The 26,452-nt window shown below is 41.7% G+C and carries 18 protein-coding genes and 1 pseudogene; 13 read left to right on the top strand and 6 right to left on the bottom strand.

Annotated features, from left to right (window positions below):
* Positions 1-4: 4 nt before the first annotated feature.
* The 7 genes from H6G92_RS18385 (at position 5) to H6G92_RS40880 (ending at position 7,693) form a co-directional block, all read left to right on the top strand.
* Positions 5-2,776 (top strand): bifunctional acetate--CoA ligase family protein/GNAT family N-acetyltransferase, encoded by a 2,772-nt coding sequence (locus H6G92_RS18385; RefSeq protein ID WP_190895078.1) that lies wholly within the window; start codon positions 5-7, stop codon positions 2,774-2,776.
* Positions 2,777-2,878: 102 nt separating this feature from the next.
* Positions 2,879-3,046, top strand: coding sequence for a hypothetical protein (locus tag H6G92_RS18380; protein WP_190895077.1), 168 nt, complete (start codon positions 2,879-2,881; stop codon positions 3,044-3,046).
* On the top strand, positions 3,036-3,803 hold the full coding sequence (locus H6G92_RS18375; RefSeq protein ID WP_190895076.1) for a class I SAM-dependent methyltransferase: 768 nt from the start codon (positions 3,036-3,038) through the stop codon (positions 3,801-3,803). The genes H6G92_RS18380 and H6G92_RS18375 overlap by 11 nt, the downstream gene beginning before the upstream one ends.
* Positions 3,804-3,888: 85 nt before the next feature.
* Positions 3,889-4,038 carry a hypothetical protein gene (locus tag H6G92_RS18370; protein WP_190895075.1) on the top strand — a complete coding sequence of 50 codons (150 nt, stop codon included), beginning with the start codon at positions 3,889-3,891 and terminating at the stop codon, positions 4,036-4,038.
* A gap of 201 nt (positions 4,039-4,239) precedes the next feature.
* Positions 4,240-5,325, top strand: coding sequence for an ABC exporter membrane fusion protein (locus H6G92_RS18365; RefSeq protein WP_190895074.1), 1,086 nt, complete (start codon positions 4,240-4,242; stop codon positions 5,323-5,325).
* Positions 5,322-6,530 carry an FtsX-like permease family protein gene (locus H6G92_RS18360; RefSeq protein WP_190895073.1) on the top strand — a complete coding sequence of 403 codons (1,209 nt, stop codon included), beginning with the start codon at positions 5,322-5,324 and terminating at the stop codon, positions 6,528-6,530. Before H6G92_RS18365 ends, H6G92_RS18360 begins: the two co-directional genes overlap by 4 nt.
* A gap of 26 nt (positions 6,531-6,556) precedes the next feature.
* On the top strand, positions 6,557-7,693 hold the full coding sequence (locus H6G92_RS40880) for an ATP-binding cassette domain-containing protein (RefSeq protein WP_190895072.1): 1,137 nt from the start codon (positions 6,557-6,559) through the stop codon (positions 7,691-7,693).
* 41 nt (positions 7,694-7,734) lie between these two features.
* On the opposite strand, the gene H6G92_RS18350 is transcribed toward H6G92_RS40880, so the two are convergent.
* On the bottom strand, positions 7,735-8,700 hold the full coding sequence (locus tag H6G92_RS18350) for a class I SAM-dependent methyltransferase (protein WP_190895071.1): 966 nt from the start codon (positions 8,698-8,700) through the stop codon (positions 7,735-7,737).
* A gap of 576 nt (positions 8,701-9,276) precedes the next feature.
* Here H6G92_RS18350 and H6G92_RS18345 point away from each other — a divergent pair.
* The 5 genes from H6G92_RS18345 to H6G92_RS18325 all read left to right on the top strand — a co-directional run bounded on the left by H6G92_RS18345 (position 9,277) and on the right by H6G92_RS18325 (position 15,906).
* Entirely contained in the window at positions 9,277-9,975 is a 699-nt protein-coding gene (locus H6G92_RS18345) for a glutathione binding-like protein (protein WP_190895070.1), read from the top strand.
* A gap of 58 nt (positions 9,976-10,033) precedes the next feature.
* Positions 10,034-10,579 (top strand): GNAT family N-acetyltransferase, encoded by a 546-nt coding sequence (locus H6G92_RS18340; protein WP_190895069.1) that lies wholly within the window; start codon positions 10,034-10,036, stop codon positions 10,577-10,579.
* A 9-nt stretch (positions 10,580-10,588) separates the two neighbouring features.
* A complete protein-coding gene (locus H6G92_RS18335; RefSeq protein WP_190895068.1) occupies positions 10,589-11,785 on the top strand; it encodes an MFS transporter in 1,197 nt (398 codons plus the stop codon).
* 47 nt (positions 11,786-11,832) lie between these two features.
* Entirely contained in the window at positions 11,833-12,690 is an 858-nt protein-coding gene (locus H6G92_RS18330; protein ID WP_190895067.1) for a lysophospholipid acyltransferase family protein, read from the top strand.
* 210 nt (positions 12,691-12,900) lie between these two features.
* Positions 12,901-15,906, top strand: a complete 3,006-nt coding sequence (locus H6G92_RS18325) for a lamin tail domain-containing protein (protein ID WP_190895066.1) — start codon at positions 12,901-12,903, stop codon at positions 15,904-15,906.
* A 71-nt stretch (positions 15,907-15,977) separates the two neighbouring features.
* Here H6G92_RS18325 and H6G92_RS18320 read toward each other — a convergent pair whose 3' ends face one another.
* The 3 genes from H6G92_RS18320 to H6G92_RS18310 all read right to left on the bottom strand — a co-directional run bounded on the left by H6G92_RS18320 (position 15,978) and on the right by H6G92_RS18310 (position 24,039).
* Entirely contained in the window at positions 15,978-16,238 is a 261-nt protein-coding gene (locus H6G92_RS18320; RefSeq protein ID WP_190895065.1) for a MoaD/ThiS family protein, read from the bottom strand.
* A gap of 278 nt (positions 16,239-16,516) precedes the next feature.
* Complete coding sequence (locus H6G92_RS18315; RefSeq protein ID WP_190895064.1) at positions 16,517-18,055, bottom strand: hybrid sensor histidine kinase/response regulator; 1,539 nt, start codon at positions 18,053-18,055, stop codon at positions 16,517-16,519.
* Positions 18,055-24,039 carry a hybrid sensor histidine kinase/response regulator gene (locus tag H6G92_RS18310; protein ID WP_190895063.1) on the bottom strand — a complete coding sequence of 1,995 codons (5,985 nt, stop codon included), beginning with the start codon at positions 24,037-24,039 and terminating at the stop codon, positions 18,055-18,057. Before H6G92_RS18310 ends, H6G92_RS18315 begins: the two co-directional genes overlap by 1 nt.
* Before the next feature lie 374 nt (positions 24,040-24,413).
* Between H6G92_RS18310 and H6G92_RS18305 the strand changes: the two are divergent.
* Positions 24,414-24,578 (top strand): annotated as a pseudogene (locus H6G92_RS18305) (YdcF family protein); the annotation flags it as partial.
* 26 nt (positions 24,579-24,604) lie between these two features.
* Here the strand turns inward: H6G92_RS18305 and H6G92_RS18300 are convergent.
* Complete coding sequence (locus tag H6G92_RS18300; RefSeq protein WP_190895062.1) at positions 24,605-25,363, bottom strand: Uma2 family endonuclease; 759 nt, start codon at positions 25,361-25,363, stop codon at positions 24,605-24,607.
* A 333-nt stretch (positions 25,364-25,696) separates the two neighbouring features.
* On the bottom strand, positions 25,697-26,377 hold the full coding sequence (locus tag H6G92_RS18295; RefSeq protein WP_190895061.1) for a tetratricopeptide repeat protein: 681 nt from the start codon (positions 26,375-26,377) through the stop codon (positions 25,697-25,699).
* Positions 26,378-26,452 lie beyond the last annotated feature (75 nt).

Genomic DNA, 26,452 nt, shown 5'->3' with positions numbered 1-26,452 from the left:
AATCATGCAAAAGCCTATCCAGTCATCCGTTGATCGCGCCTATGATATTTTGCGAACCGAGAAAGCTAATCCCCTTGATGCTATCTTTGCCGCAAAAAGTGTTGCTGTAATTGGTGCTAGCGAAAAAGCTGATAGTGTTGGACGCACTCTACTATGGAACTTGATTAGCAATCCTTTTGGTGGAACTGTTTTCCCTGTCAATCCCAAGCGGCATAGCATATTGGGAATCAAAGCATACCCGACTATCTTTGATGTCCCAGAACTAGTGGATTTAGCAGTTATTGCCACCCCAGCACCAACAGTCCCAAGCATTATTAATGAGTGTGTGGATGCAGGTGTCAAAGGTGCAATTATTCTTAGTGCTGGTTTTAAAGAAGCTGGTGCAGAGGGTGTAGCTTTAGAACAGCAAATACTTGAGCAAGCACATCGTGGCAAAATGCGGATTATTGGCCCGAACTGCTTAGGTGTGATGAGTCCACGAACAGGTTTAAATGCAACTTTTGCCAGTACAATGGCACGTCCTGGAAATGTCGGCTTTATTAGTCAAAGTGGAGCGCTTTGCACTGCTATCCTTGATTGGAGTTTTCGGGAAAACGTCGGATTTAGTGCCTTTATTTCCCTTGGTTCAATGCTGGATGTGGGTTGGGGAGATTTGATTTACTATTTGGGTGATGACCCGCAGACCAAAAGTATTGTCATTTACATGGAATCAATTGGGAATGCGCGATCGTTTCTCTCAGCAGCGCGGGAAGTTGCTCTAACCAAACCAATTATTGTGATTAAAGCAGGCCGTACTGAAGCCGCAGCTAAGGCAGCAGCTTCTCATACTGGTGCACTAACAGGAAGTGATGAGGTTCTTCATGCAGCTTTCCGATGTTGTGGAGTGTTGCGCGTCAACAGCATCTCCGACTTGTTCGATATGGCGGAGGTGCTGGCAAAACAACCCCGTCCCAAAGGGCCACGCCTGACAATTTTAACTAACGCAGGTGGCCCTGGAGTACTTGCCACCGATGCTCTGATTGCTGCTGGTGGAGAAGTTGCACCAATTTCTCAAGAAACTAGCGCATCCCTTAACCAACTATTACCAGCACATTGGAGTCACGGCAACCCGATTGATATTCTGGGCGACGCTGACCCACAAAGATATACCAAAGCGTTAGAAATAGCTGCTCAAGATCCAAATAGTGACGGCTTATTGGTGATTCTCACTCCTCAAGCAATGACAGACCCTACCCAAACAGCCGAACAATTGAAACCCTACGCACATATGGCTGGTAAACCCATCCTTGCCAGTTGGATGGGAGGAGCAGATGTAGCAGCAGGTGAGATGATTCTCAATCGTAACCATATCCCCACATATCCTTATCCTGACACTGCTGCTCGGATATTTAGTTATATGTGGCAATCTAGTTATAACCTGCGTGGTATCTACGAAACTCCTGTAATGCCTGCACTTGATTCCTCATTAGAGATACCAGACCGTAACTGCGTTGAAAAAATCATTCAAACAGCACGTCAAGCACAGCGAACTATTCTCACAGAGTTGGAATCAAAGCAGATTTTGGCAGCTTATGGTATTCCGGTGGTTGTAACTTGCGTTGCTAAGACCGAGGATGAAGCAGTTCAATGTGCTGAAACAATTGGCTATCCAGTGGTTTTAAAGCTCTTTTCCCAGACAATTACTCATAAAACCGATGTTGGCGGTGTGCAGTTAAATCTGAAAGATGCTGAAACTGTACGACACGCTTACAAAGCTATTGCAGAATCAGTGAGTGAGAAAGTAGGTGTTGAGCATTTTTTAGGTGTAACCGTGCAGCCTATGGTAAAAATGGCCGGTTATGAACTGATTATCGGCAGTAGTCTCGATCCACAGTTTGGCCCGGTATTGCTTTTTGGCACAGGGGGACAACTAGTCGAGATTTTTCACGATCGCGCGATCGCACTTCCACCCCTGAATACAACTTTAGCGCGCCGCATGATGGAGCAAACACAGATTTACAAAGCGCTGAAAGGTTTTCGGGGACGCAAAAGTGTTGATATAGCCGCCCTTGAACAATTAATGGTGGTATTTAGTCAATTAGTTGTCGAACAGCGTTGGATTAAGGAAATCGATATTAACCCATTGCTGGCTTCATCTGAACAATTGATTGCTCTCGATGCGCGGATTATCCTTTATGAACCAAATGTTAAAGAAGAGCAACTACCAAAGTTAGCGATTCGACCCTATCCCACACAATATAGTGGCAAGTGGATGATGAGAGATGGCACTCCTGTTACCATCCGTCCTATCCGTCCAGAAGATGAGCCGTTGATGGTGCAATTTCACAAGACACTCTCAGAACAAAGCGTTTATTTTCGTTATTTCCACTTAATTAAACTCCAGTCGAGAGTAGCCCATGAACGATTAACACGCATCTGCTTTATTGATTACGATCGCGAAATAGCCCTAGTTGTGGAATATCAAAATCTTGAAACCCAGACACGGGAAATTTTAGCAGTCGGTCGGTTAAGTAAAATACATGGTACAAATGAAGCAGAATTTGCTATTGTGGTGTGCGATCGCTCTCAATGCCAGGGGATAGGAACCGAATTACTACAAAGATTATTGCAAGTTAGTCGAGATGAGCAACTGAAAAGAATCACTGCTGATATCTTGGTTGACAATTATGCTATGCAAAAAGTTTGTGAAAAACTTGGTTTTCGGATCGAGGAGACAGATGATCCAACTGTAGTCAAAGCCCAAATCGATATCAAAAAAGTTCATCCCGGAAAATAACGTGAGCTTCTAACGAACACCATTCTTTATGCCTTAAAATAACCCCACAATGCTTGGACATGAGAAATAGAACTACGTCCGTGGGTAGAGAACTTCTAGCCTATGCATCAGGTACATGAACAAACTTTCGCTACTATTAATATTTACAGCGAAAGTAGGGTTGAAGCAGAATGTGTGGACAGCAGGCTCAAGCCTGCCGAGTCGTTTTTCCTGCCAGGGCTAAAAGCCACTGGGTTTCCAAACTCCCGTGAGGTTTTTGATGAAAATTGATTTTGGTGCAACTGCTACTGATTATGCAAAACACCGCGCTGGCTTTCCCAGTTCATTATTTAACAAACTGTCTGAATATGGTATAGGTTTACCAGGGCAGAATATTGTTGACCTCGGTACAGGAACAGGAACACTAGCGCGGGGCTTTGCTGATAGAGGTGCTTATGTGATTGGCATAGATCCATCAGTATCACTTTTAGAACAAGCGAGACTGTTAAGCGAATCTGTCCAACTCAAAGTAGATTATCGAGTCGCAACTGCCGAGAATACCGAGTTACCAGATGCAAGTGCAGATGTGATCACTGCTGGACAGTGTTGGCATTGGTTTGACCGTCCGCGGGCCGTCCAAGAAATTACTCGCATATTGAAAAGAAATGGCTCGCTGGCGATCGCTCATTTTGATTGGATACCCTTAAAAGGTAATGTAGTTGAAGCAACAGAACAACTGATCAAGGCTCATAATCCAGCGTGGAATCTGGGCGGCGGTAATGGATTGTATCCCCTGTGGTTACAAGACATTGGCGAAGGAGGATTCCGAGAAATCCGCACATTTTCTTATGATGTGTTTGTGTCTTATACACACGAAGCTTGGCGGGGACGAATTCGTGCTAGTGCTGGCGTGGGAGCCAGTTTGACACCAGAAAAGGTAGAAGTATTTGACCAGGAATTGGCGACATTACTCGAAGCAAAATATCCTACGCCAATTCTTCAGGTTCACCACAGAGTTTGGGCAGCGATCGCAAAATCACCACGATGAAAAAGTATAATGGTCGCTGCCAAGGTGATGCAGCACAAATTCCTTAGGCAAAGTTAGCTCCTCACACCCTGATCTGCAATATTGGTTGACCAATTGTGAACAATTCGCTTCTGGGCAAAAGGCGCTATTAATTGGCTGTGGCTTAGGAAATAATGCCGCAGCTTTACCGTTAAATGTGCGTTCTTCATCCTATGGGGAAAATTGTAAAGTTTTACCACCGCCAAACAAAGACTAGAATTTTCAATCACTCTATATACTGACTCAGTTTTTGCAGAAGTCAGTAATAGAGCGATTGGCAGTAATAATAGTAACAGTATATATTATAAAGATAAAAACTTTCCCAGATAATTTATGCTTTTTTCTTTTACTTTATCAAGGTGAAATTGACTTATATCCTATATCTAACAATAGTTTTATACTCCAAACAGGAAGAATTATGACATATTTTTTCACCCGTAATGACAACAGTAAAAACACTATATTACTTGTACTTATAGCTACATTTTTTTTCAGTGGAATCGCGCTTAGTGGAGTAATGGTGTATCGGATGATGGCGAGGAGTGAAGCAGTCAAACCTCAGCCAGTGGTTGAAACACCAGTGGTGCAAGCGGTAACGGCTTTGGGGCGTGTGGAACCAGAAGGAGAAGTGCTTCAAGTGTTTCCGCCTTCTTCAACGGAATCAGCCCGCATCCAACAGCTACGGGTGAAGCAAGGGGATTGGGTGAAGGCGGGGCAAGTGCTTGCGGTGTTAGATAATTATACTCGTCGTCTAGCGACTGTGAAGACGGCGCTAGAAGAGGTGGGAGTAGCCCAAGCACGATTAATGCAGGTACGAGCGGGGGCGAAACAGGGAGATTTACAGGCTCAACAAGCAGCGATCGCTCGTCTGGAAGCAGAATTGAAGAATGCTCAGGTGGAGGAGTCACGGTATCGCAGTTTGTACCATGAGGGGGCGGTTTCGGCTTCCCAGTACGATAGCAAACGCTTGGGGATGGAAGCTGCACAACGACAGGTGAATCAAGCCCGTGCCTCTTTGAATAGTTTGGCAGAAGTGCGCCCAGTAGATGTGCAGTTGTCCCAGGCAGAGGTGAAACAGGCACAGGCAAAGGTGGTGCAGGCTCAGGCGGAACTGGACTTAAGTGTGGTGCGATCGCCCCGATCTGGACAAATCCTCAAGGTGCAAACGTTTCCTGGTGAAATGGTGGGGACGAAAGGCATCGTGAGTTTAGGTAATACGATGCAAATGGTGGTAGTAGCAGAGGTTTATGAAACAGATATCCCCAAAATACATCTAGACCAAACAGCAACGATTACCAGTCCCAGCCTCACTAAACCGCTTTTTGGAAAAGTATCCGAAGTGGGTTTAGAAATTGGTAAACCCGATGTTTTAGATACAGATTCTGCAACAGATGTCGATGCTCATGTAGTAGAAGTGAAAATTCGCCTGGATCGGGAAACTAGCCGTGTTGTAGCAGGAATGACGAATCTCAAAGTTGATGTATCAATAGGACTTGAAGAATGATCAGACGTTTTGTAATTGAACTTCAAAAAATTCCTATTGCTTGGTTGCAATTGAGATATCAACGTAATCAAACTATTGCAGGAATTGTAGGAATTTTTTGCATTACATTTCTCATTTTTATGCAGCTTGGATTGAGAAATGCGTTTTTAGAAGGGGCGTTGCAATTACCTTTGAATTTTAATGCAGATATTGTTTTAGTTAGCTCTCTCTCTTCAACTGTACTGCAACCAGTAACTTTTTCCTCTAGACCTTTATATCAAGCACTAGCGTTAAAGAGCGTTGAATCTGTCGCACCACTTTACATTACTTCAACCCAATGGTACGACAGAAATCAGTCTCTTTATCGCATTAGAGTGAATGTCATAGGCATTCCTTCTAATATACAAACACTAAATCTCCCCGGACTTAAAGAGAATATTGAAAAACTAAACAAGCAAAAATTTGCTTTATTTGACCGGAATGCCAGAAATGAATTTAATCCCATCATTGCTGAATTCAACGAAAGAAGAGAATCATCAGCAGAAGTGTTAGCAGGAGCTACCGGCTCATTACGAGAACTTAGAGTTGTTGGACTTTTTGAATTAGGAGTTAATAATGCTTATGATGCTAGTTTTGTCATCAATCCAACGACTTTTAGTCAATTATTTGGACGGAGCTTAACAAAAATCGATGTTGGCTTAATTAAATTAAAGTCAAATACTAATTCCAAGGACAATATAGAGCGAACTGTTGAGCAACTGAGAAGTTATCTTCCTAGAAACATTAAAGTATTTTCAAAATCAGAACTAATCACAAGAGAAAAAATATTCCATGAAAACAATTCACCTATGGGCTTCATATTCCGGTTTATTTTGATCATTGCTGTAATTATCAGTATTTTTATTTTATATCAAATACTTTATGTAAAGGTTACGCATAATCTTGCCAGTTATGCAACCTTAAAAGCTCTTGGGTTTAGTCAAAAATCTCTGGTTTCTATAGTTTTTCAAGAGGCAATATTTTTAGTTATTGCCGGATATATTCCAGGTGGAATAATATCATGTCTGGCTTATGATTACTTAGTGAAAATTACAAAGATATTTATCCAAATGACTGTAGAATCAGCATTTTTTGTTCTAGGATTAGTCTGCATTATTTGCCTAATATCAGCAGGGCTTTCCTTACTAAAGGTTAAAGATGCAGATCCAGTCGATGTTTTTAAGTAAATTTAATTCATTAATTTTATAGATTTATGAGTCAGGTAATAGCCATCAAAAAGCTAAATCATTATTATCAAGAAGGCAAAAATCAAAAACAAATTTTATTTGGAATTGATCTGGATATTTACCCAAAAGAAGTTGTTATTTTAACTGGAGCATCTGGTTCTGGAAAAACAACGCTACTATCTCTAATTGGCTGTATGCGTTCTGTTCAAGAGGGTAGTCTCCAAGTGCTGGATCATGAATTGAAGGGAGCCAACGAAATCCAGCGAATGCAAATACGGCGAGGTATCGGCTATGTTTTTCAGCATTTTAACTTACTGGATTTTATGACTGTCCAGCAGAATGTGATGGTTTCTCTGGAACTACAGGATAATTTCACGCCTCAAGAAGCAAGAAGCCAAAGTACGGAAATCCTGAAAGCGGTAGGGTTAGGGCAGCATCTGAGCGCTTATCCAAGGGATCTCTCTGGCGGACAAAAACAACGTGTTGCGATCGCCCGCGCCCTCGTTCACCGCCCTCGATTACTTCTGGCGGACGAGCCTACATCCGCTTTAGATCGGCAAACAGGACAAGAAGTCACCGAATTGATGACGACACTAGCGAAAGAACAAGGAAGTGCAGTTTTGATTGTTACCCATGACAGTCGTATCTTTGGGGCTAGCGATCGCATCGTGCGTATGGAAGATGGCAAACTTGATGTGGACTATGAGGGTCAGCTATCTGTTGCTTTACCAACTTTAACGGATAAGCAATTAATTCAATTGATTCCCAAGTTAAAAATGTTGACCTTCCAGCCCGGTGAAATTGTTATTCGCCAGGGTGAGGTGGCTGATAAATTCTATATCTTGATTGAAGGGGAGGTAGAAATCATTCAAGAGTTTTCAGGTTCGGAATCAAAATTATTACAAACATTGGGGCCTAATAACTATTTTGGTGAAATAGGATTACTGCACGAAACCACGCGCAAAGCAACTGTACGTGCGGCACATGACGCAGCGATCAAAGTTATTGCCATTGATCGTTCCGATTTTCATGAAATGGTCGTCAGTTCAAAAATGACTCATGCACTTTTGGACTACCAAGCAATAAAATTGTTTTATCAAGACGAGCTACAGGGGCATGATGAATTGAAGCTCTATGTTTCATCCAGAGAAAGCCATCACTAGCGGCACATAGCCAGTCGCTAGTGATGGCTTATAATACAAAGCTAGTCGTGCTTGATAGGTTTGATTCTAGCGATCGCTTGTATTAACATTTTTGGCAGCCAAAAAAGATAACAATATAGTTGTTTTACCTGACTATAAAGCGAGAATAACTTTCCTTCACTCAATAAAGTATATGGTCGAACTGCTCTGAGAATTTCTGCAAATTTATCTTCCGCCGCAGTTTGAACTGAACCACTTACAGAATAACCTTGTAAATGTGGAGGTAGGGGCCAGTTAATTTTAGGATCTGGCTGATGTATTACAGGCTCAACATTTCCCCGCCACGCAACTCCCATAATTTGCATAGTTTGATAGACCATTGTGTTCCACCCTTTCTCTTTTAAGTAGTCCAAGCCTTGTCCTACGTCGGGAGAAGCCAAATCATGAAATAAAATTAAAGCATCTGCTTCTGCAAGTTGTTCGCAAATAATTGTATCATTCAGCGGAGCCGGTGCTTCGTGATTACCATCTATAAATATCAATGACCATTTCCGTTGAAATTTATTTGCTATCTCTTCTACTTTTTGAGGGCTATATCCTGGTATTAGATTCACGGATTCTTTAACGCCTGCCGACTTTAACGAATCTGTGACGCTTTCATTAAATAATTGTTCGGATAGCATAGGATCGATGACATCTAGCTGCACTCCTCCTAGAGCTAAATGACAAGCTGACCAACCCATCCAGCAACCTATTTCTAAAGCTTTTTTACCCTGAAATTTTAAAGCTGTATTGTATATAATATGAGCTTCATCTCTGCTGACAAATCCTACATTTTGCCGTCGCTTATCAACGTACCAATTATGAGTAATATCCCTTCGCAAGTAAAGCCAAAAAGAATCATATTTATTTCCTAAAATTATATTGGGAAAATATAAATCTGGCTGGATAGTAGCAAATCCTGAGGAAACATAATCTCCTTTTGGCAATAAGTTTCCTTCAATCAGTTTTACTGTTTTTTCAATCATAAGTTACTCTCTAAATTATTTGAAATTCTCGGTTTTTGGTTACAATTTAACTTCACCAAATTTTCTAAAAGCACCATGTCTCTACAGATGAGCTTCGGACTACACCTCCATCGATAACTAAAGCAAGCTAAGTTACACCCAACATAAATAACCTTTTAGCGCTCTACAGCAAGCGGCCGATAAATGCTTAATCAGGGATAAAATAGATGTTAACCACATAGCCTGAAATTATCGATCTGAGATTCATCTTCAAACCAGGATTCCCAGGCACAACCTGAAAATGTCATCCAGAAACTAAAAAGTTAATTTTTTTTAAGCATCTCATCTTTTTTTGTAATGCAAAATAATCAGTAATAGTCCAGCAAAATATTCCAGTATGGGGCTTTAGCTCCATTCCTGACAGCGATTTTCCATCTTACCTCTAGGACAAGACTTTTGGGTATAAAGTGCTAAAATGCTTACTGTGTATGCATTTTAGCAGTTTTTCCCCTTTCTTTCAGATTTTGCGAGAAATCCGAAAGAGCTGTCCGCACCATTCACTTAAAAAACAATCGCACAATTTTAGGAAAAATAACCATGATTGATCTTTATTATTGGACAACCCCAAACGGTCATAAAATTACGATTTTCTTGGAAGAAGTCGGCTTGCAATATACCATAATTCCTGTGAATATTGGGGCTGGGGATCAATTTAAACCGGAATTTTTAAAGATTTCTCCTAACAATCGCATCCCCGCGATTGTTGACCACGAACCAGCAGATGGAGGTGCGCCAATTTCGGTATTTGAGTCTGGTGCAATCTTGCTGTATTTAGCAGAAAAAACCGGGAAATTAATCCCACAAGATTTACGTAATCGCACTCAAGTTTTAGAATGGTTGTTCTGGCAAATTGCAGGATTGGGGCCAATGGCGGGACAAAATCATCACTTTAGCGCCTACGCTCCCGAAAAAATAGAGTATGCCATTAATCGCTATGTGAATGAGACGGGACGCTTATATGCAGTGCTGAATAAGCAACTAGCAGATAAAGAATTTGTGGCTGGCGATTATTCCATCGCCGATATTGCTGCTTATCCCTGGATTGTGGGCTATGAACGCCAAAGTCAGAATCTAGAGAATTTTCCTCATCTGAAGCGCTGGTTTGAGGCAATTAAGACCCGTCCAGCAACAATTCGCGCCTACGAGAAAGCAGAAGCACTGAAAACTCAAGCGCTTGATCCAGATAAGTCACGAGATTTGTTATTTAACCAGTCGGCGAAAACTATTCAACCTTGAGCGTTTTGAATTGTTTTGTCACTGTGGCGATCGCTAAGTAAGCTCTAAAGGAGCAATTATGAGCAACGAGTTCTCACTATCTTCCTTTCCTGAATTAGAAACAGAAAGGCTCCTTCTTCGTGAGACAACTTTGCAGGATGCTGAGGCTATCTTTGCTATATTCTCCAATCCAGCCGTGACTCAGTTTCACGATCTTGATACTTTCACTTCTATTGAAGAAGCGATCGCTGTGATTGAACGTAGAGCCAAGCGGTTTGAGCAAGGAGAAGGAATTCGCTGGGGAATTGCCCGTAAGCAAGACAACGTTTTGATTGGTTCTTGTGGCTTTAGGTGGAACCCACAAGAACATTCTGCTGAGGTCGGTTATGAGCTTGTCAGTACTTTTTGGAGACAAGGCATAATGACTGAGGCAGTGCATACCATCTTGCAATTTGGGTTTGAGAAAATGGGTTTGTGTTTCGTTGTTGCCCAAGTCATGCTGGACAACATAGCTTCTAAAAAGTTGCTAGAAAAGTTAGGTTTTCAAAGTCAGGGTGTACTGAAACAGCATGGCTTCTTCAAAGGGCAGTATCACGATCTGGAGCAATTCGTGATTAACAAATAGGAGAACTGAGTGGGCAGGTTAGCAACAGATATAGCAGGCAAAACACCTGTCTCATTAGGACTGTTGGGCGCTGCGGCCTTCATGGTGATTGCTGATGCACGGGTGATTGATCCCCTACTGCATATTATTGCCGACGAGTTCAAAGTCGGCGTTGGCACTGCTGCGGTGATTATCTCGGCATATACGATTCCCTACGGGCTATTTCAGTTAGCCTATGGCCCACTAGGCGATAGCATCGGCAAACTTAAGGTAATTACAGTAGCTCTGGCGGCATTTGCTGTAGGTACTGCCGTTTGTGCCTTTGTCTCAAATATAGTCTTACTTACCTTGCTACGGTTTCTCACAGGGATAGCTGCTGCTGGGATTATCCCCGTCACCCTAGCTTATATTGGTGACAACTTTCCTTATGAAAAACGCCAAGCTGCAATCGGTAAGTATCTAAGTGCCCTGATGCTAGGTCAAATAATGGGTGGTAGTTTGGGCGGCATATTTGGGGAATATATCAGCTGGCGTGATATCTTTCTCCTATTTGGCATCGTCTCCCTTGGCATTGCTGGACTTCTATGGCGTAAGACGCGCCATCTGGGTAATGGTCAACGTTCCCAAGGTCGTGTAGGTAGGATAACATTTCGGCCTTATTCCCAACTGTTGACCCAACCGATCGCCCAGACTGTGATTGTGGGGGTGTTTGTGGAAGGCTTTTGCGTCTTTGGGGCATTTGCTTACATCGGCGCATTTCTGCGCGATCGCTATAGTCTAAGTTATGTAGCGATCGGGTTTATGCTCAGTGGTTTTGGATTGGGTGGACTGATTTATAGTCGCTCAGTTAAATGGTTAGTCAGGCGACTGGGTGAAATTGGTTTGATGGGAGTGGGAGGAGGCTTGATGTGTATCAGCTTCTTAGCGATCGCATTGTTCCAGAACTGGATGCTGTTTATCCCCTTGAGTATTTTAATGGGATTGGGCTTTTATATGATGCACAGCACCCTCCAAACCCAAGCCACTGAGCTTTCCCCCCAAGCACGAGGCACTGCTGTTTCGCTGTTCGCCTTCAGCTTGTTTGTCGGACAGGGAATCGGCGCAGCAGTATTTGGTAGGATTGTCGATAACTTCGGCTACATTTATTGCTTTATTCTAGTTGGTGTAGCGATCGCTCTGCTCTCTGTTTGGTTAGTCAAGCAGAAGCAAAACAGCGATAAAAGCTAAGGTATACACAGAGCCTCTAGAGGAGAGCAAGGGATTAGAATGCATCAATGTCAAAAAAGCAGCATCTGTTAAATAAAAAACCCGGTTGGTCTTTGGATGAGCGAGATCCAAAATTCATAGAATCTCTGATGCCCCTGTTGGGCTTTTTCTATCACTACTATTTTCGAGTTCAAACTAGTGGTTGGGATAATATTCCACCCCAAGAAAAAGTCCTATTTGTCGGTTCACACAATGGGGGACTCGCAGCTCCCGATATGACAATGGTGATGTACGACTGGTTCCGACGATTTGGTGTTGAGCAACCCGTTTATGGTTTGATGCATCCCAAAGCTTGGCAGGTTAGCCCGCCAATAGCCCAACTGGCTGCCAAAGCTGGAGCAATCATGGCTCATCCAAAAATGGCTTACACTGCCTTGCGCTCTGGAGCTAGTGTGCTAGTTTATCCAGGTGGAGCCGAAGATGTCTTCCGACCGCATTATTTACGTAATAAAATCTACTTTGCAGGGCGGCAAGGATTTATCAAGTTAGCGTTACGGGAAAATGTGCCGATTGTACCTGTGATTTCCTGGGGTGCTCACGATACGCTGATTGTACTGGCTGACTGCTACAAAGTTGTGCAGCAACTCCACGAATGGGGAATGCCTTGGCTTTTGGGGATTGATCCGGAAGTTTTTCCTATCTATCTCGGACTACCTTGGGGATTAGCAATTGGCCCGTTGCCCAACATTCCATTACCAGTGCCCATGTATACGCAGGTTTGTCCACCAATTGTATTTGAACGTTACGGTCGAGAAGCAGCTAGCGATCGCCACTATGTCAATGAATGTTATGAATTAGTTGTTAGTCAGATGCAGCAAGAGTTAGATCAATTGGTGAAGCGAACTGCTAAAGCCAATTCTCTGTAATGCATATAATTAGTCTGCGTACTGCAAAGCAGAAGCCCTTCAAGCAGCGTCCCTTCAGGTAAATAGACCATGCTAGTAGGGGCATAGCTTTGCTGTGTCCGTAAATGTGAATCAAGATGGTAGGTTCTTGCTGATATTGGGCAATCTAAAAGTAGGCGATCGCTTTTTGTTACCAATTAAAGCCTGGAGTGAGGATCTGGTAAACCAGTTATGAGCCTATTTTTTAAATATCTTTCACAGGTAATTTTCCTGCCGAGAGGCTGCGCGAACCTCAAATCTCTCAGACACCGAAGAAGATGGCTTGGTAGGCTGGCTCTAATACTGTGTACTTGGGGTTACTGGATACAACCAGTTCAAGCAGAAGGCAGTAGGAATTTGTATCCTAGCGGTACTACTGGTGCTAGAGCCAACCTTGAATGGCGGGCGACAGACAAGTATGGCCCTACAACCCCTGCGGATCATTCTCTTCTGCGGCGCACATTGCTACAGGTGTATGCTAAAGCTGGAGAATACATCCTCTTGGGTTCTAGTTCTGTGGGAGTAGATAGTGGTGATATTTTGATCTATGGCACCAAAACAGGTCGAATAGGTAATGAAACCCTCTCTAATCTTAAGTTCCAATGCTCCACCCAAAGAACTCAGACTCTAAACACAAATCAGGGTAAAATATCTAGCCGTAACCAAGAATTAGCAGGCCCAGACACAATTACAAACCCAGCAACTGCAACAACGGGTGGGGCGATCGCTAACGGCTACGTACCCTGTTACTATCAAGTTCCAGTCGGCGGTGATGGGATTTATTATGTAGCTTTCTATGGAGGTCAAGGAGGTAATAGTAACTTTGATGGAACTCCTACATCAGCAATTGACTTCGACACCAACTTTAAAGATCCATCAGGAACCAGTATAGCTGCGTGGGATGTGACAGTACGCAGCAGCTTGACTTCCACAACAGATATTAACGGGCGACTCTTTGCCGACTACTTAGCACTATTTACTGGAGGCAATGGCAGACCGATCGAATCTTCATTCTACATTGTCACTAAAGATGGTTATCAATATAAAACTGCCCTCAATGGCTTAGACCCCAATGGTTTTGTCATTTATGGCAATGATGTAGGCTACTATGACAGCGATGGAAAAACACCACTCTACCATGATGTTCTGAGTGCAGTTAATAATGCTCTGATGCCACAACTTCAAGGTGGAACAAATTTCGCCTTACCCAACCACGTCATTTTCTTCAATAATCCTCAAACTAGCGCCGGAACAAATGACTCTCTCTTTGCCCGTGGTATCCCTACTGTAGCGACACTTCCAAGCATCAGTAATTCTAGCTTTACTGGTACAGCTGGGGCTAATAACTCTAACCAAAACACAGGTGGAGTTTTTAAATTCGACAGCAATGTAGCAGGCAACTATGAAATAGTCATCAGCAGAGATGGTAATGATGATGATCCTGCTAATCTACAAAACCGAGTACTGCGGGGAACTATGACGGCATCTGGAAGTCAAACCGTTACCTGGGATGGTAAAGATAATAATGGTAATTTTTTCCCCGTTGGCACAGACTACCCTGTTAACATCACAACTCATGCTGGCGAATACCACTTTCCTCTTATAGATGCTGAAAACAGTACCAAGGGAGGGCCAAGCTTTACTCTCCTCAACGTCACCAATCGTTTGGGAAATAATACAGGGTTTTACGACGATCGCGGCTATCGTACCTTGTCTGGGACAAATGTGGGAACACCAGGTAGTCTATTGTGTGGAAATTCCCCACCATCTATATCTCACAGTAACCTGGTAACAGGATTTAATACTACTAGTACTCAGCGTGCCTTTGGTACAGCCACTGGTGGTAACACTAATGAAGTTTGTACAGGCTCCTTCGGTGATGTCAAAGGATTAGATATATGGACTTATGTTCCTAGTAATGCAGTTCTAACTTATTTAAATATTATCCCAACAACTTCTTATCAAGTTTCACCATTGGCGGGTCAAGTTATTATCAACGAGGTGCTTTATAACGAAACTGGTACTACTACTGATACCAATGATGAGTTTATTGAACTCTACAATGCTTCTACATCCCCGGTAGATTTGAGTGGTGTGAGGTTGACAGATGGCAACCTTATCGTCGGTAGTAGTGATGCTGCTGGCGGCTTTCATTATACTTTCCCCAGTGGCACTACTTTACAACCAGGGAAATATGCTGTCATTTGGATTGGTAATAATAATGCCAACCATCAAGCAACAGGAGCAGCTTTTCAAGCTTGGTTAGGACAAACTCCCAAGCTCAACAATTCCGGTGATGATGTTTGGTTATATGATAACCAAAATAAGATTATTGATTATATCGCCTATGGTGCGGGTAATGAGGTTAATACACCTCCCCAAAGTTCTCTAAATTTGTGGGACAACACCTATCAGTCTTCTCTGGCTGGGGCTAACTCGGGCAAGTCTATCAGCTTGACCCCCAATGGTAAAGATACTAATATCAGTGCTTGCTGGGAAGCAACCACCAGTGGAAACGCTAGCACACGGTGTCCAAACTTCCTACAAACTAGAGATACTGATACTACAGGTAGTCGTGTTACCAGCGTTGGAGAAAGTAATAACGGTGCGACTACGGTTAATGCAAAGCTTTTGTTAGTGAAACGCATCACCCGCATCAATAACCAAGATTTAACTGATATTGTGGATGGTCGCAGTGACGTTGCTATTACTGCTGCTAATTATGTCCCAGAACCCTATGCCTCTGATGATAACGATCTTGCATGGTCTGCTGGCTACCTGCGGGGATTGATTAATGCTGGGACTGTTAAACCAGGAGATGAGTTGGAATATACTATCTACTTCCTCTCAAAAGGCCCAAATGATGCTACTAATGTTAAATTCTGTGACTTAGTTCCTGCCAGTACTACTTTTATTCCCACTGCATTTAATGGTAAGACTCCTCGTGATGGTGGCTTAGGAGGAGCAGATCAAGGTATTGCCCTTGCTGTTAGTTCTAGCAGTCCCACAGTTTACCTCAGCAATATAGAGGATGCAAGCGATCGCGGACGCTTTTATGCTGCTAACGATCAAACCCCATCATACTGCGGTGCTAACACCAATGGAGCAGTGGTGGTGAATGTCACACGAAGTCCAGATTTACCCAATTTAGCCAAAGATTTTTACGGCTTTTTTCGCTTCCGAGCCAGGGTGAAATAATCGCAAGTGAGGAATGAGTAGTTATAAGTTAGAAGTTTTGAATTTTTAACTCATCACTCCTAACTGTTGTGCTAACCGCCGCTGACTGGTGGAATCAGTACGACTTCATCCCCATCTTGTAGTAGGGTATCTGGTTCGACAAATATTAAATTAATCCCAAACCGGGTGATGTCACGCCATTGGGAGAGTTCGGGGTGTTCAGCTATGAGGCGATCGCATACTGCTTGGACTGGTATACTATTGGGAAATTCCAGCACCAGTTCCGAAACCCTAAAGGCTTCTTGATAAGCAGCGAACAATTTGACGGTAACGGTGATTGCAGATTTAGACATACAATATGCTTTTGCAGTACCAGCAAGTGGTTTTATACTTGACAAGCACCCTGAACTCTTGGAGTTAATTATACATTACTAACTACATGATTTCATGTCATATTCGGTTAATTTAGTTATGATTCCCACAATCATTGCGCAGCTTCTTGCAAGCTCTTTAGGCTTCTTGGTCTCTCTGCGTTTCAAAACGTAATTTTTTGAAACACAGAGGGAAGCAAATTTTTGCCAAATTTAATATATAGAGTGGCATTCTTTGTGAGTTCAGCTTTCCAGCTAAACTAATCGCAGCCAACATGGCAGGGTGTCACCAAAGCCAATTCTAAAGGTTGCGATCGCATCGGAATTGTAATCATAAACTCTGTTCCCTGCCCAGGTGCTGAAAAACACTTTATTTGGCCACCATGTTTAGAGACAACAATTTCCTGGCTAATTGACAAGCCTAAACCCGTGCCTCTACCTACGGGTTTTGTGGTAAAGAAGGGGTCAAAAAGGCGATCGCGTACTTCCTCTGTCATACCGGGGCCAGTATCGCCAATCCAAATAGTCACAAACTCATTGTCAGTTACTTCGGTGCGAATTCGAATCGTGCTGCGGCAAAAGTAAATCTCCTGGGGCGATCGCTCTTTGTCATACTCTTCTAAAGCATCAATTGCATTTGCCAGTAAATTCATAAACACTTGGTTAAGTTGTCCCGCATAACACTCCACAAGGGGTAGATCGCCATACTCTTTAACGAGTTGAATCCCTAACTGGTTGGAACTGGCTTTAAATCGGTTGTGCAAAATTAGCAGCGTACTATCTAACCCAGCATGAATATCCACTGGCTTCATTTGGACTTCATCCACGCGGGAAAAAATCCGTAACGACTGAATAATCTCGCGGATGCGGTCAGCCCCAACCTTCATCGAACTCAGCAATTTGGGCAGGTCTTCACTGAGAAATTCTAAATCTATCGCCTCAGTCAGTTTCTGAATTTCAGCTAGCGGTGAGGGAGTGTACTTGGCATAGAGGTTCAACAGGTTGAGCAAGTCTTGGGTATATTGATAGGCGTGAGTCAGATTTCCATAGATGAAGTTGACGGGATTATTAATTTCATGGGCAACACCCGCCACCAATTGTCCCAAACTTGACATTTTTTCACTATGAACCAGTTGGCTTTGAGTTTCTTGAAGTTGGCGAAAGGCAAGTTCTAACTTATTGGCTTGTTCTCGATAGCGTGCTTCTGATTCTTGCAGTGCTTGCTCTGTATTAATACGTTCTTGGATTTCCTGTTGCAGCAGCTGATTAGATTGCCCCAGTGCAGATGTCCTTTCTTCCACCCGTTCTTCTAACTCAGATGTCAGTTTTAAAAGGGCGTTCTCTGCCTTAGTTCGATCATGAATCTCCTGCTCTAGACGCACATTTTGCTCTTGTAGTCTTTTGGTTAGGTTTCGTATGCTTAAATGGATTTTGACACGGGCTAAAACCTCTTCATGCTGAAGCGGTTTAGTGATGTAATCGACCGCCCCAAGATTCAACCCTCTGATCTTATCCACCGGATCAGAAAGCGCCGTCATAAAAATTACGGGGATGTCTTTAGTTGACTCTTTAGCTTTCAAGTGCTGGCAAGTTTCAAACCCGTCCATTCCGGGCATGAGTATATCTAACAAAATCAGATCGGGAAGAGCATATTCGACCTGCTCAATTGCATCCTCGCCATCCTGGGCTACCAACACTTGGAAACCAGAATCAGCCAAGAAATCGAATAACACTCCTAAATTTGTAGGGTTGTCATCAACGATTAAGATAATACCGTTTTCAATATTTGAAATACTCATTAATTTACCCCTACGTTTTTTAAAATTTCACGAATTTTTTTAACTTGAAAACCTTTAGCTAATTGACGAAATTCTAAAGAAAAAGGTGCAAAAGTAATATCTAATTCTTCCAAGTAATTAACTCGCTCCACAATCCCTTTGAGATCGCCTTTCATTGCTAAATTCAATAGAACGGCAATTTCCTCTGCCGAGGGAAATACTAATGATTGCTGAGGATTTTCTTGTTTGTTGTCTTTAAATATTTGAGTTTCATCCTCTTCATAAATCCATTCCAGTTCTAAGTGAGTTCGTAACTTTTCTAAAAGCTCTGTTATCCGAATTGGCTTAGGTAAAAAATCATTGCAACCTGCCTCTTTACTTTTGTTTAGATCAAAATCAAAAACACTGGCAGAAGTACCAATTATTATTACATTCTTTAGTTCAGGCGATCGCCTGATCCTACGAGTAGTTTCAAAGCCATTCATTTGAGGCATCATCAAGTCCATCAAGATACAATCTGGCTTTAATTCAGATGCCTTATTGAGACAATCTTGACCATCTATTGCTTCGGCAATTTCAAATCCTAAAGGTGACAGCATCTTGACCAAAATTGAGCGATTTCTTGGTCTATCATCTGCGATGATAAGTTTTCGTTTATAGCCTTTAAAACCTTGGATATTTCGTTGTTCTTCTTTGATAAAATCAGCGTAGTGAGAAACTTCAGGCAAATCTAAATCAAAGAAGAAAATACTCCCTTTCCCTAAGGTACTCTTCACTTGGATTTCGCCACCCATCATCTGAACTAATTGGCGGGTAATTGCCAGCCCTAGTCCAGTTCCTTCGGCTTTGCGATTGTGATCTCCTACCTGCTGAAACGGCAAAAATATCTCTTCTAATTGCTCTGGTGCCATGCCAACTCCTGTATCTTCCACCTGAAACCGAATTTTACCTTCGTGATAGCCGACTTTGAAAGCCACGCCTCCAGTTTCAGTAAACTTAACGGCATTTCCCAGTAAGTTAATTAAAGCTTGGCGTAACCGTTTTTCATCAGCCTTGACACCTGTAGGAAGTTGAGTAATCTGTTCAAAAATTAAACAAATACCTTTTTGTTCGGCGCGGATGCGACAGATTTCAGCAATGCCTTCTAAAAATTCTGGAAAATGAAAATCCGTTTGTTGGAGTTCCATTTTTCTCGCTTCAATTTTAGAAAGGTCTAAAATGTCATTGATCAGATTTAAGAGGTGGTCGCCACACTGATAAATAATACCCACATTATCTTTTTGCGAGTTAGTTAAAGTTTTGTCTCGTTTAAGAATTTGGGCGTAACCTAAAATGCCATTGAGTGGTGTTCTCAATTCATGGCTCATGTTAGCAAGGAAATCACTCTTAGCCCGGTTGGCAGATTGTGCAGTTTCTTCTGCTTTTTGCAGATGCACATTTTTTTCCTGTAACTCTAAAGTTCGTTCTTGTACTTTGGCTTCTAAGCCAGTGTTTGCTAATTTTAAGTCTTTATAAAGACGAGCATTATCAATGGAAATCGCTGCTTGAGATGATAACAGTTGTAATACTTCTAAGCGATCTGATGTAAACGCGCCACTGGTGAGATTATTTTCTAAATAAAGGATGCCGCTAAGTTTTCCTTGATGGATGAGTGGTGTACATAAGACGGATTTGGGTTGATGAGTAAGTATGTATGGATCTGTGGTAAATCTTCCTTCACAAGTCGCATCGTTTAGTACAACATTTTCTTTGGTTCGGGCTACATAGTTAATCAAAGAAATGGGTAGTTCTTGACTAGTTGATCCTGGAATTTTTTGTAGCACAGTTACATCAGTTTTGTCTACTAATCCTGATGCTTCTATTAGCAACTGCCCTGACTTTTCTAAAATTAGGTATCCTGTTTGAGCGCCAGCATTTTCTAACACAATTGTCATTAATTTAGCTAGTAACTTGCCCAAAACTATTTCTCCAGAAAGGGCTTGAGATGCTTTCATAACTGTGGCTAAATCCATCAAGTCTGAAGCACTTTCACCCGTGTAGCTTATCATCCGAGTTGCATCAGTACTGACGGTTTCTCGCTTTGATATCCGAAATAGTTGAGGATATCTTTTTTCCAAGTCTTTGACTTTTGCATTCGCTCCCCAACGGCTATAGCCATAGTAGGCATCGTTGAGATACGTATTAGCAACTTTATCTCTACCACGAGCAAAATAGAACTCTGCTGCCAACTCCGAGGCTAGCGCTTCTTCTTGAATATATCCCTGTTCTCTGGCTCCATTTATTGCTCGATCATAAAACGCGATCGCTTTGATATCTTGTTCCAGTACTCGTGCTTTTTCTGCCTCCACTAGCTCGTACTTATGCTGATAGTTGGCAGGAGAATGCAATGCCCATTGCTTCATTTTTTTCTGATGCGCTGCCACTTGGGTGAGATATTGTTGGCGTAGCTTGCCGCCGTAGGCATCGCTTGTTGATGCGGTGCGATATAAAGCCAGGAGAGTCAGAGAGTGATAAAACTTATGTTCTGCTTTATACATCAGTGCTCGTCCGCCTTGTTCGTATTTTTCTGCCAGCAAGGCATCTTCAGCAGCGCGATCGTAATTTTTAAATAAATAACCCAGAATCAGTTTAGAAACATAAATAGGATAAATAGCCATATAGTTATTGCTATTTATCAGAATTGGCAACATTTTATTTTCATCAAAACTTTCACCAATTAATCGATATGGTTCAGGCGTTTTTTTAATTAAATTTAAACCTGTTTGTCTAACTATGTTCGCATAAATAATTTGAAATTCTTGTTTAGTTCTTTGCATCAAAGCAATATAGTGTGCCTGCTTTTTGAGAACTATTTCTAGATTTTCACCGATAAAAAACAAATGCGTACAATAAAAACAGGCTGAATAAGAAGCATATTCTAAATCTCCTGTTTCCAAACCTCTTTGGACACCCTCTATTAAGGGTTCTATAGTATTAATAGCTGGCTCTTTCCAATGCCTGATAAAATAATTAAATGTTTCATAGATTTTCGCCGTCATTTCTTTAGCATTGAATTGATTCAATAGCTTTAAGCCTAGCTGACCGAATTGATAACCAGAATCCATGTCTTCAAAAGCGCCACATAGGAACATTCCATAAAGTACATACGCATAAGCTGACAGAGGAGAGTTCCCGTCTTTGAGGCAGAGATTGGTCATTTTAAAAACGACCTGTGGATAAAGTTCGGGAGCTGCAATATAAACCGGAGGAATCAGATTTATCAAAACTCGCAGTGCTGCTAATTTATAAGCATCAGTCATTTCTGGCAATTCTATTAAATCCTCAATCCGTTTCCCTCCTAAATTCAATCTAGTCAGTCTTGTTGGGGGTTTGGCTGCTAAAGGTAACCCTAGCATTTTCAGCACTTGCAGTCCGGTATTTAACGCGGCTTGCATTTGGTTTTTAGCAATATAAAACTGCATTTGTGTCTCATACACCTGGACTCTATCAAGCAGAGTTTTTGCTTGTGACAAAACTACATCAGAAAGCATTTCTGCTCGCTCGAAGTTGGTGTTAAGAAATTCTACTGCTGCTGTTTCTACATAGAGATTCAGTGTTAGGTCATACTGACACTGCCAACTATCTGCTGTAAGGAGTTCCAAACCTACATTTAAATATTTAACAGATGATTCATAAGCTGTTGCTGCTTTTGCTTTCTGTCCAGCGATAAGATTGAGTTGAGCCAGTCTATCTTTTTGAGGCTGCTGGGTGATGAATTCAGCACCAACATTTAGTTGGTTGACAATTTCAAAAATGTTTTCTTCAATGTCTGTTTCTGGGGTATGTATTAGTAGCAATTCACCGATTTTTAGGTGAGTCTGTTTTTTCTCGTCATCGGGAATGAGTGAGTAAGACGCTTGCTGCACCCGGTCATGTAAGAATTTATAGGTGATGGGTGATGAGTGCTGAATAATGGGCGATCGCCTTTTCTCAGTCTCCATTTGTTCGGAGTCAAAAACCAGCGGTGTTTTGTATGAATTGTTTAAGGGTAGAACCAAACCTGATTGCAAAGCTTCCCACAAATCTGCTGCTGTTTCTGACTGAGATTTTTTATTAATAATCGCCAATATATCTAAAGCAAATTTGTCTCCAATACAGGCGGCAAATTTTAACACGTTCTGCGTTGTATCTGACAGCTTTTGAATTTGGGTGACCATCAAATCAACGACATTATCAGTTATATTAACTCTATCAATAAATTCAAGATTCCATCTCCAAAAACTGCGATCAAAGTCAAAAACTAATAAGTTATCTTGACAAAGAGATTTGAGTAAATGAGTTAGAAAAAACGGGTTTCCTTGGGTTTTACTAAAAAGTAATTCAGACAGTGGCTTTGCCTTGAAAATTTCAGTGCGAAGAGTTTCGGCGATTAACTGGTTGACATGAGCGATATCCAAAAGCTGGAGGATAATATTATTGACGATCGCACCAGTCTTTTGAATCTCATCCAAGGTCTGAATCAAGGGATGAATGGCACTTACTTCGTTATCTCGATACGCCCCAATTAGCAATAAATATTGGCTATCTGGGTCAGTCATAATTAACTGAATCAGCTTGAGTGAAGCTGAATCTGCCCACTGTAAATCATCCAAAAACAAAACTAGCGGGTGTTCGGGTTGACAAAATACATGAATGAATTGTTGAAATACCCGATTAAATCGGTTTTGCGATTCTGATGACCCTAATTGAGGAACTGCTGGCTGCGGGCCAATAATCCGTTCTACTTCGGGAAGAACGTCTATAACTACTTGACCATTGGAACCAAGGGCATCTATTAGTTTTGATTTCCAAACAGCTATTTGGTCATCAGTTTCTGTAAGCAACTGCCGCATCAAATCTTGGAATGCTTGAATTAATGAAGCAAAAGGAATATTCCGCTTGAACTGGTCAAATTTACCAGATATAAAATAACCACGCTGCCTCACAATTGGTTTGTGAACTTCGTGAACTAAACACGATTTACCAATACCTGAGTAACCAGAAACTAGCATCATTTCCGTAGTACCAGAACTGATGCGATCAAATGCTTCTAATAAAGTAGCAACTTCTATTTCCCGTCCGTAGAGTTTCTGCGGAATGGAAAATTGGCTGTATGAATCTAGCTGACCGACAATAAAGTGGGAAATTTCACCATCCGTTTGCAACTGAGTGAGACAAGTTTCTAAATCGGCTTTTAGTCCTAGAGAGCTTTGATATCTATCTTCAGCAGTTTTAGCTAACAATTTCATTACAATGTCAGAAACCACTGGGGGAATTTTGTGATTTAACTCGTGAGGCGATATTGGTGTTTTTGCAATATGGCAATGAACAAATTCTAGAGGGTCAACGGCATTAAAGGGCAGCAATCCTGTCAGCACTTGATAAAAGGTAACGCCTAAAGAATAGAAGTCAGTCCGGTAGTCAATTGAACGATTCATGCGTCCAGTTTGCTCCGGTGACATATAGGCGAGAGTGCCTTCTAATAAATTGGGATTGCTGATGCTTTGATTTTCTTTTTCTAAACGCGATGCAATACTGAAGTCAATAATTTTAACTTGCCCGGTTTCTGGGTTAATAACGATATTGTCAGGTTTAATATCTTTATGAATAATCTTGGCTTGATGCAATTGAGTGAGAGTGGATGCTAACTGAATGGCTATTGTGAGAAATTCGGTTAATGATAATTGGCGATCGCTAATATAATTTTTTAGAGATTCTGCACCAAAGTCTGCCAAAATTAAGGCTAGACCGTTATGATGATTCTCTAAAGCTAGGGACTTGACAATTCCTTCTATATCTACTAGCGTCTGTGAGATTTTATATTCATGTCTGAGTCGGGTTAGTTCTTCGAGGCTGGGATACTCCGCTTTCAGAGCTTTAACGATCGCAAGGGTTTGATCTAACTGCTTGGAAGCGCGATAAATAACTGTGTTGACACCTTCATGCAGAGCTTCAATAAAGTTGTAACCGGGAAGGACAGGTATCATTTTTCTAGGACTGAGTGGTAATGGGCAATATCCACCACTGTCAAATAAAAGGACAATGAGGTGCTTTCTTTAGCATTCCCAGCCAGCCACAAAATTCTATAAGGCTAAATAAACCTCAACATTTAGAAATATAAGTTTGCTGCTATGTCCTGAAATTTTAATAAAAGTGCCACATCTGATGATTTTGGCAGATTCCTAGTTTTAAGTATTTATTTATATAGCAGCATCACTAATAATATTAACGTGAGTTCCATAAACCTCTCCCTGCCTTGAACTAATGTTCAAGCCTGTCCCTCTCCGACTCGGAGAGGGACGGTTTTGCGTAGTAAAACCAGGGAGAGGTCTTTTTTTAGGGCTAATTAGATGGACACTATATTACTCGTCGAACTCACGTTAATATTAAGGCTGATGTGGCAATTGTTCTGGGAGCAGCAGTTTGGGGAGAAGAACTGTCTCCTGTCTTCAAAGAACGAATTAACCACGTTATAAATTTGTATAAATATGTGGATGTCAGTCCAATAATTTTTACTGGCAAAGTTGTATTATTAGTAGATGATAATATTTCTTAATCCAACATTTCTGGGTCAATCCCTAAAGCGTTAAGTTGTTCAGCAGAGAGCGATCGCAACTTTTCTACAATTATCTCACGCTTTTGTCGCTCAACTTCAGTGCGTTCATAACCCGTTAGCAGTAAATTTCCTTGTGCATCCCACCAGCGCAACCAAGGTAACTCTGCATTCTGATAAAATCCTTGCCAGATTCCTAACTCTACACCCATAGGAGCAATTGGGTAATGTCCTCGTTCATTGGGTTGCATCAGTTGATAAGTATTATCCACTAGATGGTAAACTTCAACTTGCGCTTTTGCTACTTCATAAATTCCATAATAAGGCACTCGAATAGCTTGCTCATAAACCCAAAATTTACCAACATTTCCACTTTCCCCTTGAGATGGTGGTGTGTTATCTCGTTCTTCTGAACCATCTCCAGAGACAAATTCCAACACAATCAAGGGTGCAATATACTCCTTCCATAGAACGTATGAACGCCGCGTTTTACCTTCAAGGGTCGGTGGTACATTGGATACATAAAACCAGTCTGGTGCTTCAGCGCCCTTCTCAGGAGGATCTGTCAATCTCCAGTAGATACCTAAATCTTGCCCAATACAATATTCACTATCAGGATGAAGTTTCTCTAAGACAGGTGTAATCGAGTCAGTGAGTAAGATACTTTGGGGATGCTCTTGCCAGTTTTTCACAAAAGTACCATCTGAGTCTGGTAACTGGGTGTGGTCAGGTAAAGTTAATGCCGATAGCGAAGTCATAGGCTTTAACAAAGGTTTGTCTGATTCTTATTGTAGATTGCTATTTTGCTATTTTTGAATAGACGCGCTACTTAGTTAGATGCCATTCACATCACAAAATTCAATCTTTCTATTATTCTGTTTCGATGCTTTTTAGAGGGCGGGCTGGCCCACCCCACAATAATTACAAACCAGATACCACTCGCCCAGATGCCAAATTCCGCAACAATAGATGCATATAGCGGTTCTTGTTTACGTGAGGTACACCCGTAGGGGCACGGCATTGCCGTGCCCCTACACTTGGCTAATCGTCAGCAACTCTTATTAACTTTTATCCACTAAATAATGTGATTCTCATGAAATACCAGGGTCATCAGCAGTTTTTATCTCTCGCAAAATTCGTTCTACTTGGTTAACTTTTTCACCTCTATTCTGTTCTTTGAAAATATTTAAAGCTTTTTCTAAAGAAGATAACGCCTCATCTTTTTTATTTGTTTGCCACAATGCTAGTGCAAAATTAGTTAGCCCCTCACCATAATTAGGATTAATTTCTAGAGCTTTTTTATATTCAGTAATGGCTTCATCCCAGCGACTTTGGCTAGCGTAAACCATACCGATCGCATTGTGAGCTAGAGCGTATTTTGGCTGGAGGCGAATGGCTTCTTGATAAGAGCTAATTGCTTCTTCTGGTTTCTTTTGCCGAAAAAGCACGTTTCCTAGTTGAAAGTGTCCGAAGGAATCATCAGGGAATTGTTTAATTAATTTGCGTAAATTTTCTTCTGCACCTGTCAAGTCTCCCTGATTAAATAAAGCATTGGCTTGTTGCAGCATCTGCGATCGCTCTGATGGCCCTGTGTCTGAAAACTGTGCTAGTTTTTGCGGTTGTCTCTCAACAGAATGTTCAGACGGATGCAAAGAAACTTTTGCAGAAACCGCTAACGCTAATGGTGATAGACCAATTACACTGATAATACTCAGCGTTATGCCGCTAAAAGATTGAACAAATGCTGATTTCAGTTTGCGCTTCACCTTCATCGCCCTGAATGCCTCAATAATGTTCTAATCTTTATGATAAATTGAGGTGCGTTATCGCGTAATGCATCACGAGAC

The organism is Nostoc foliaceum FACHB-393 (assembly GCF_014698505.1).
Lineage (GTDB): Bacteria > Cyanobacteriota > Cyanobacteriia > Cyanobacteriales > Nostocaceae > Nostoc > Nostoc foliaceum_A.
The sequence above is the reverse complement of the archived record's forward strand: the minus strand, read 5'-3'. Positions and strand labels throughout refer to the sequence as shown.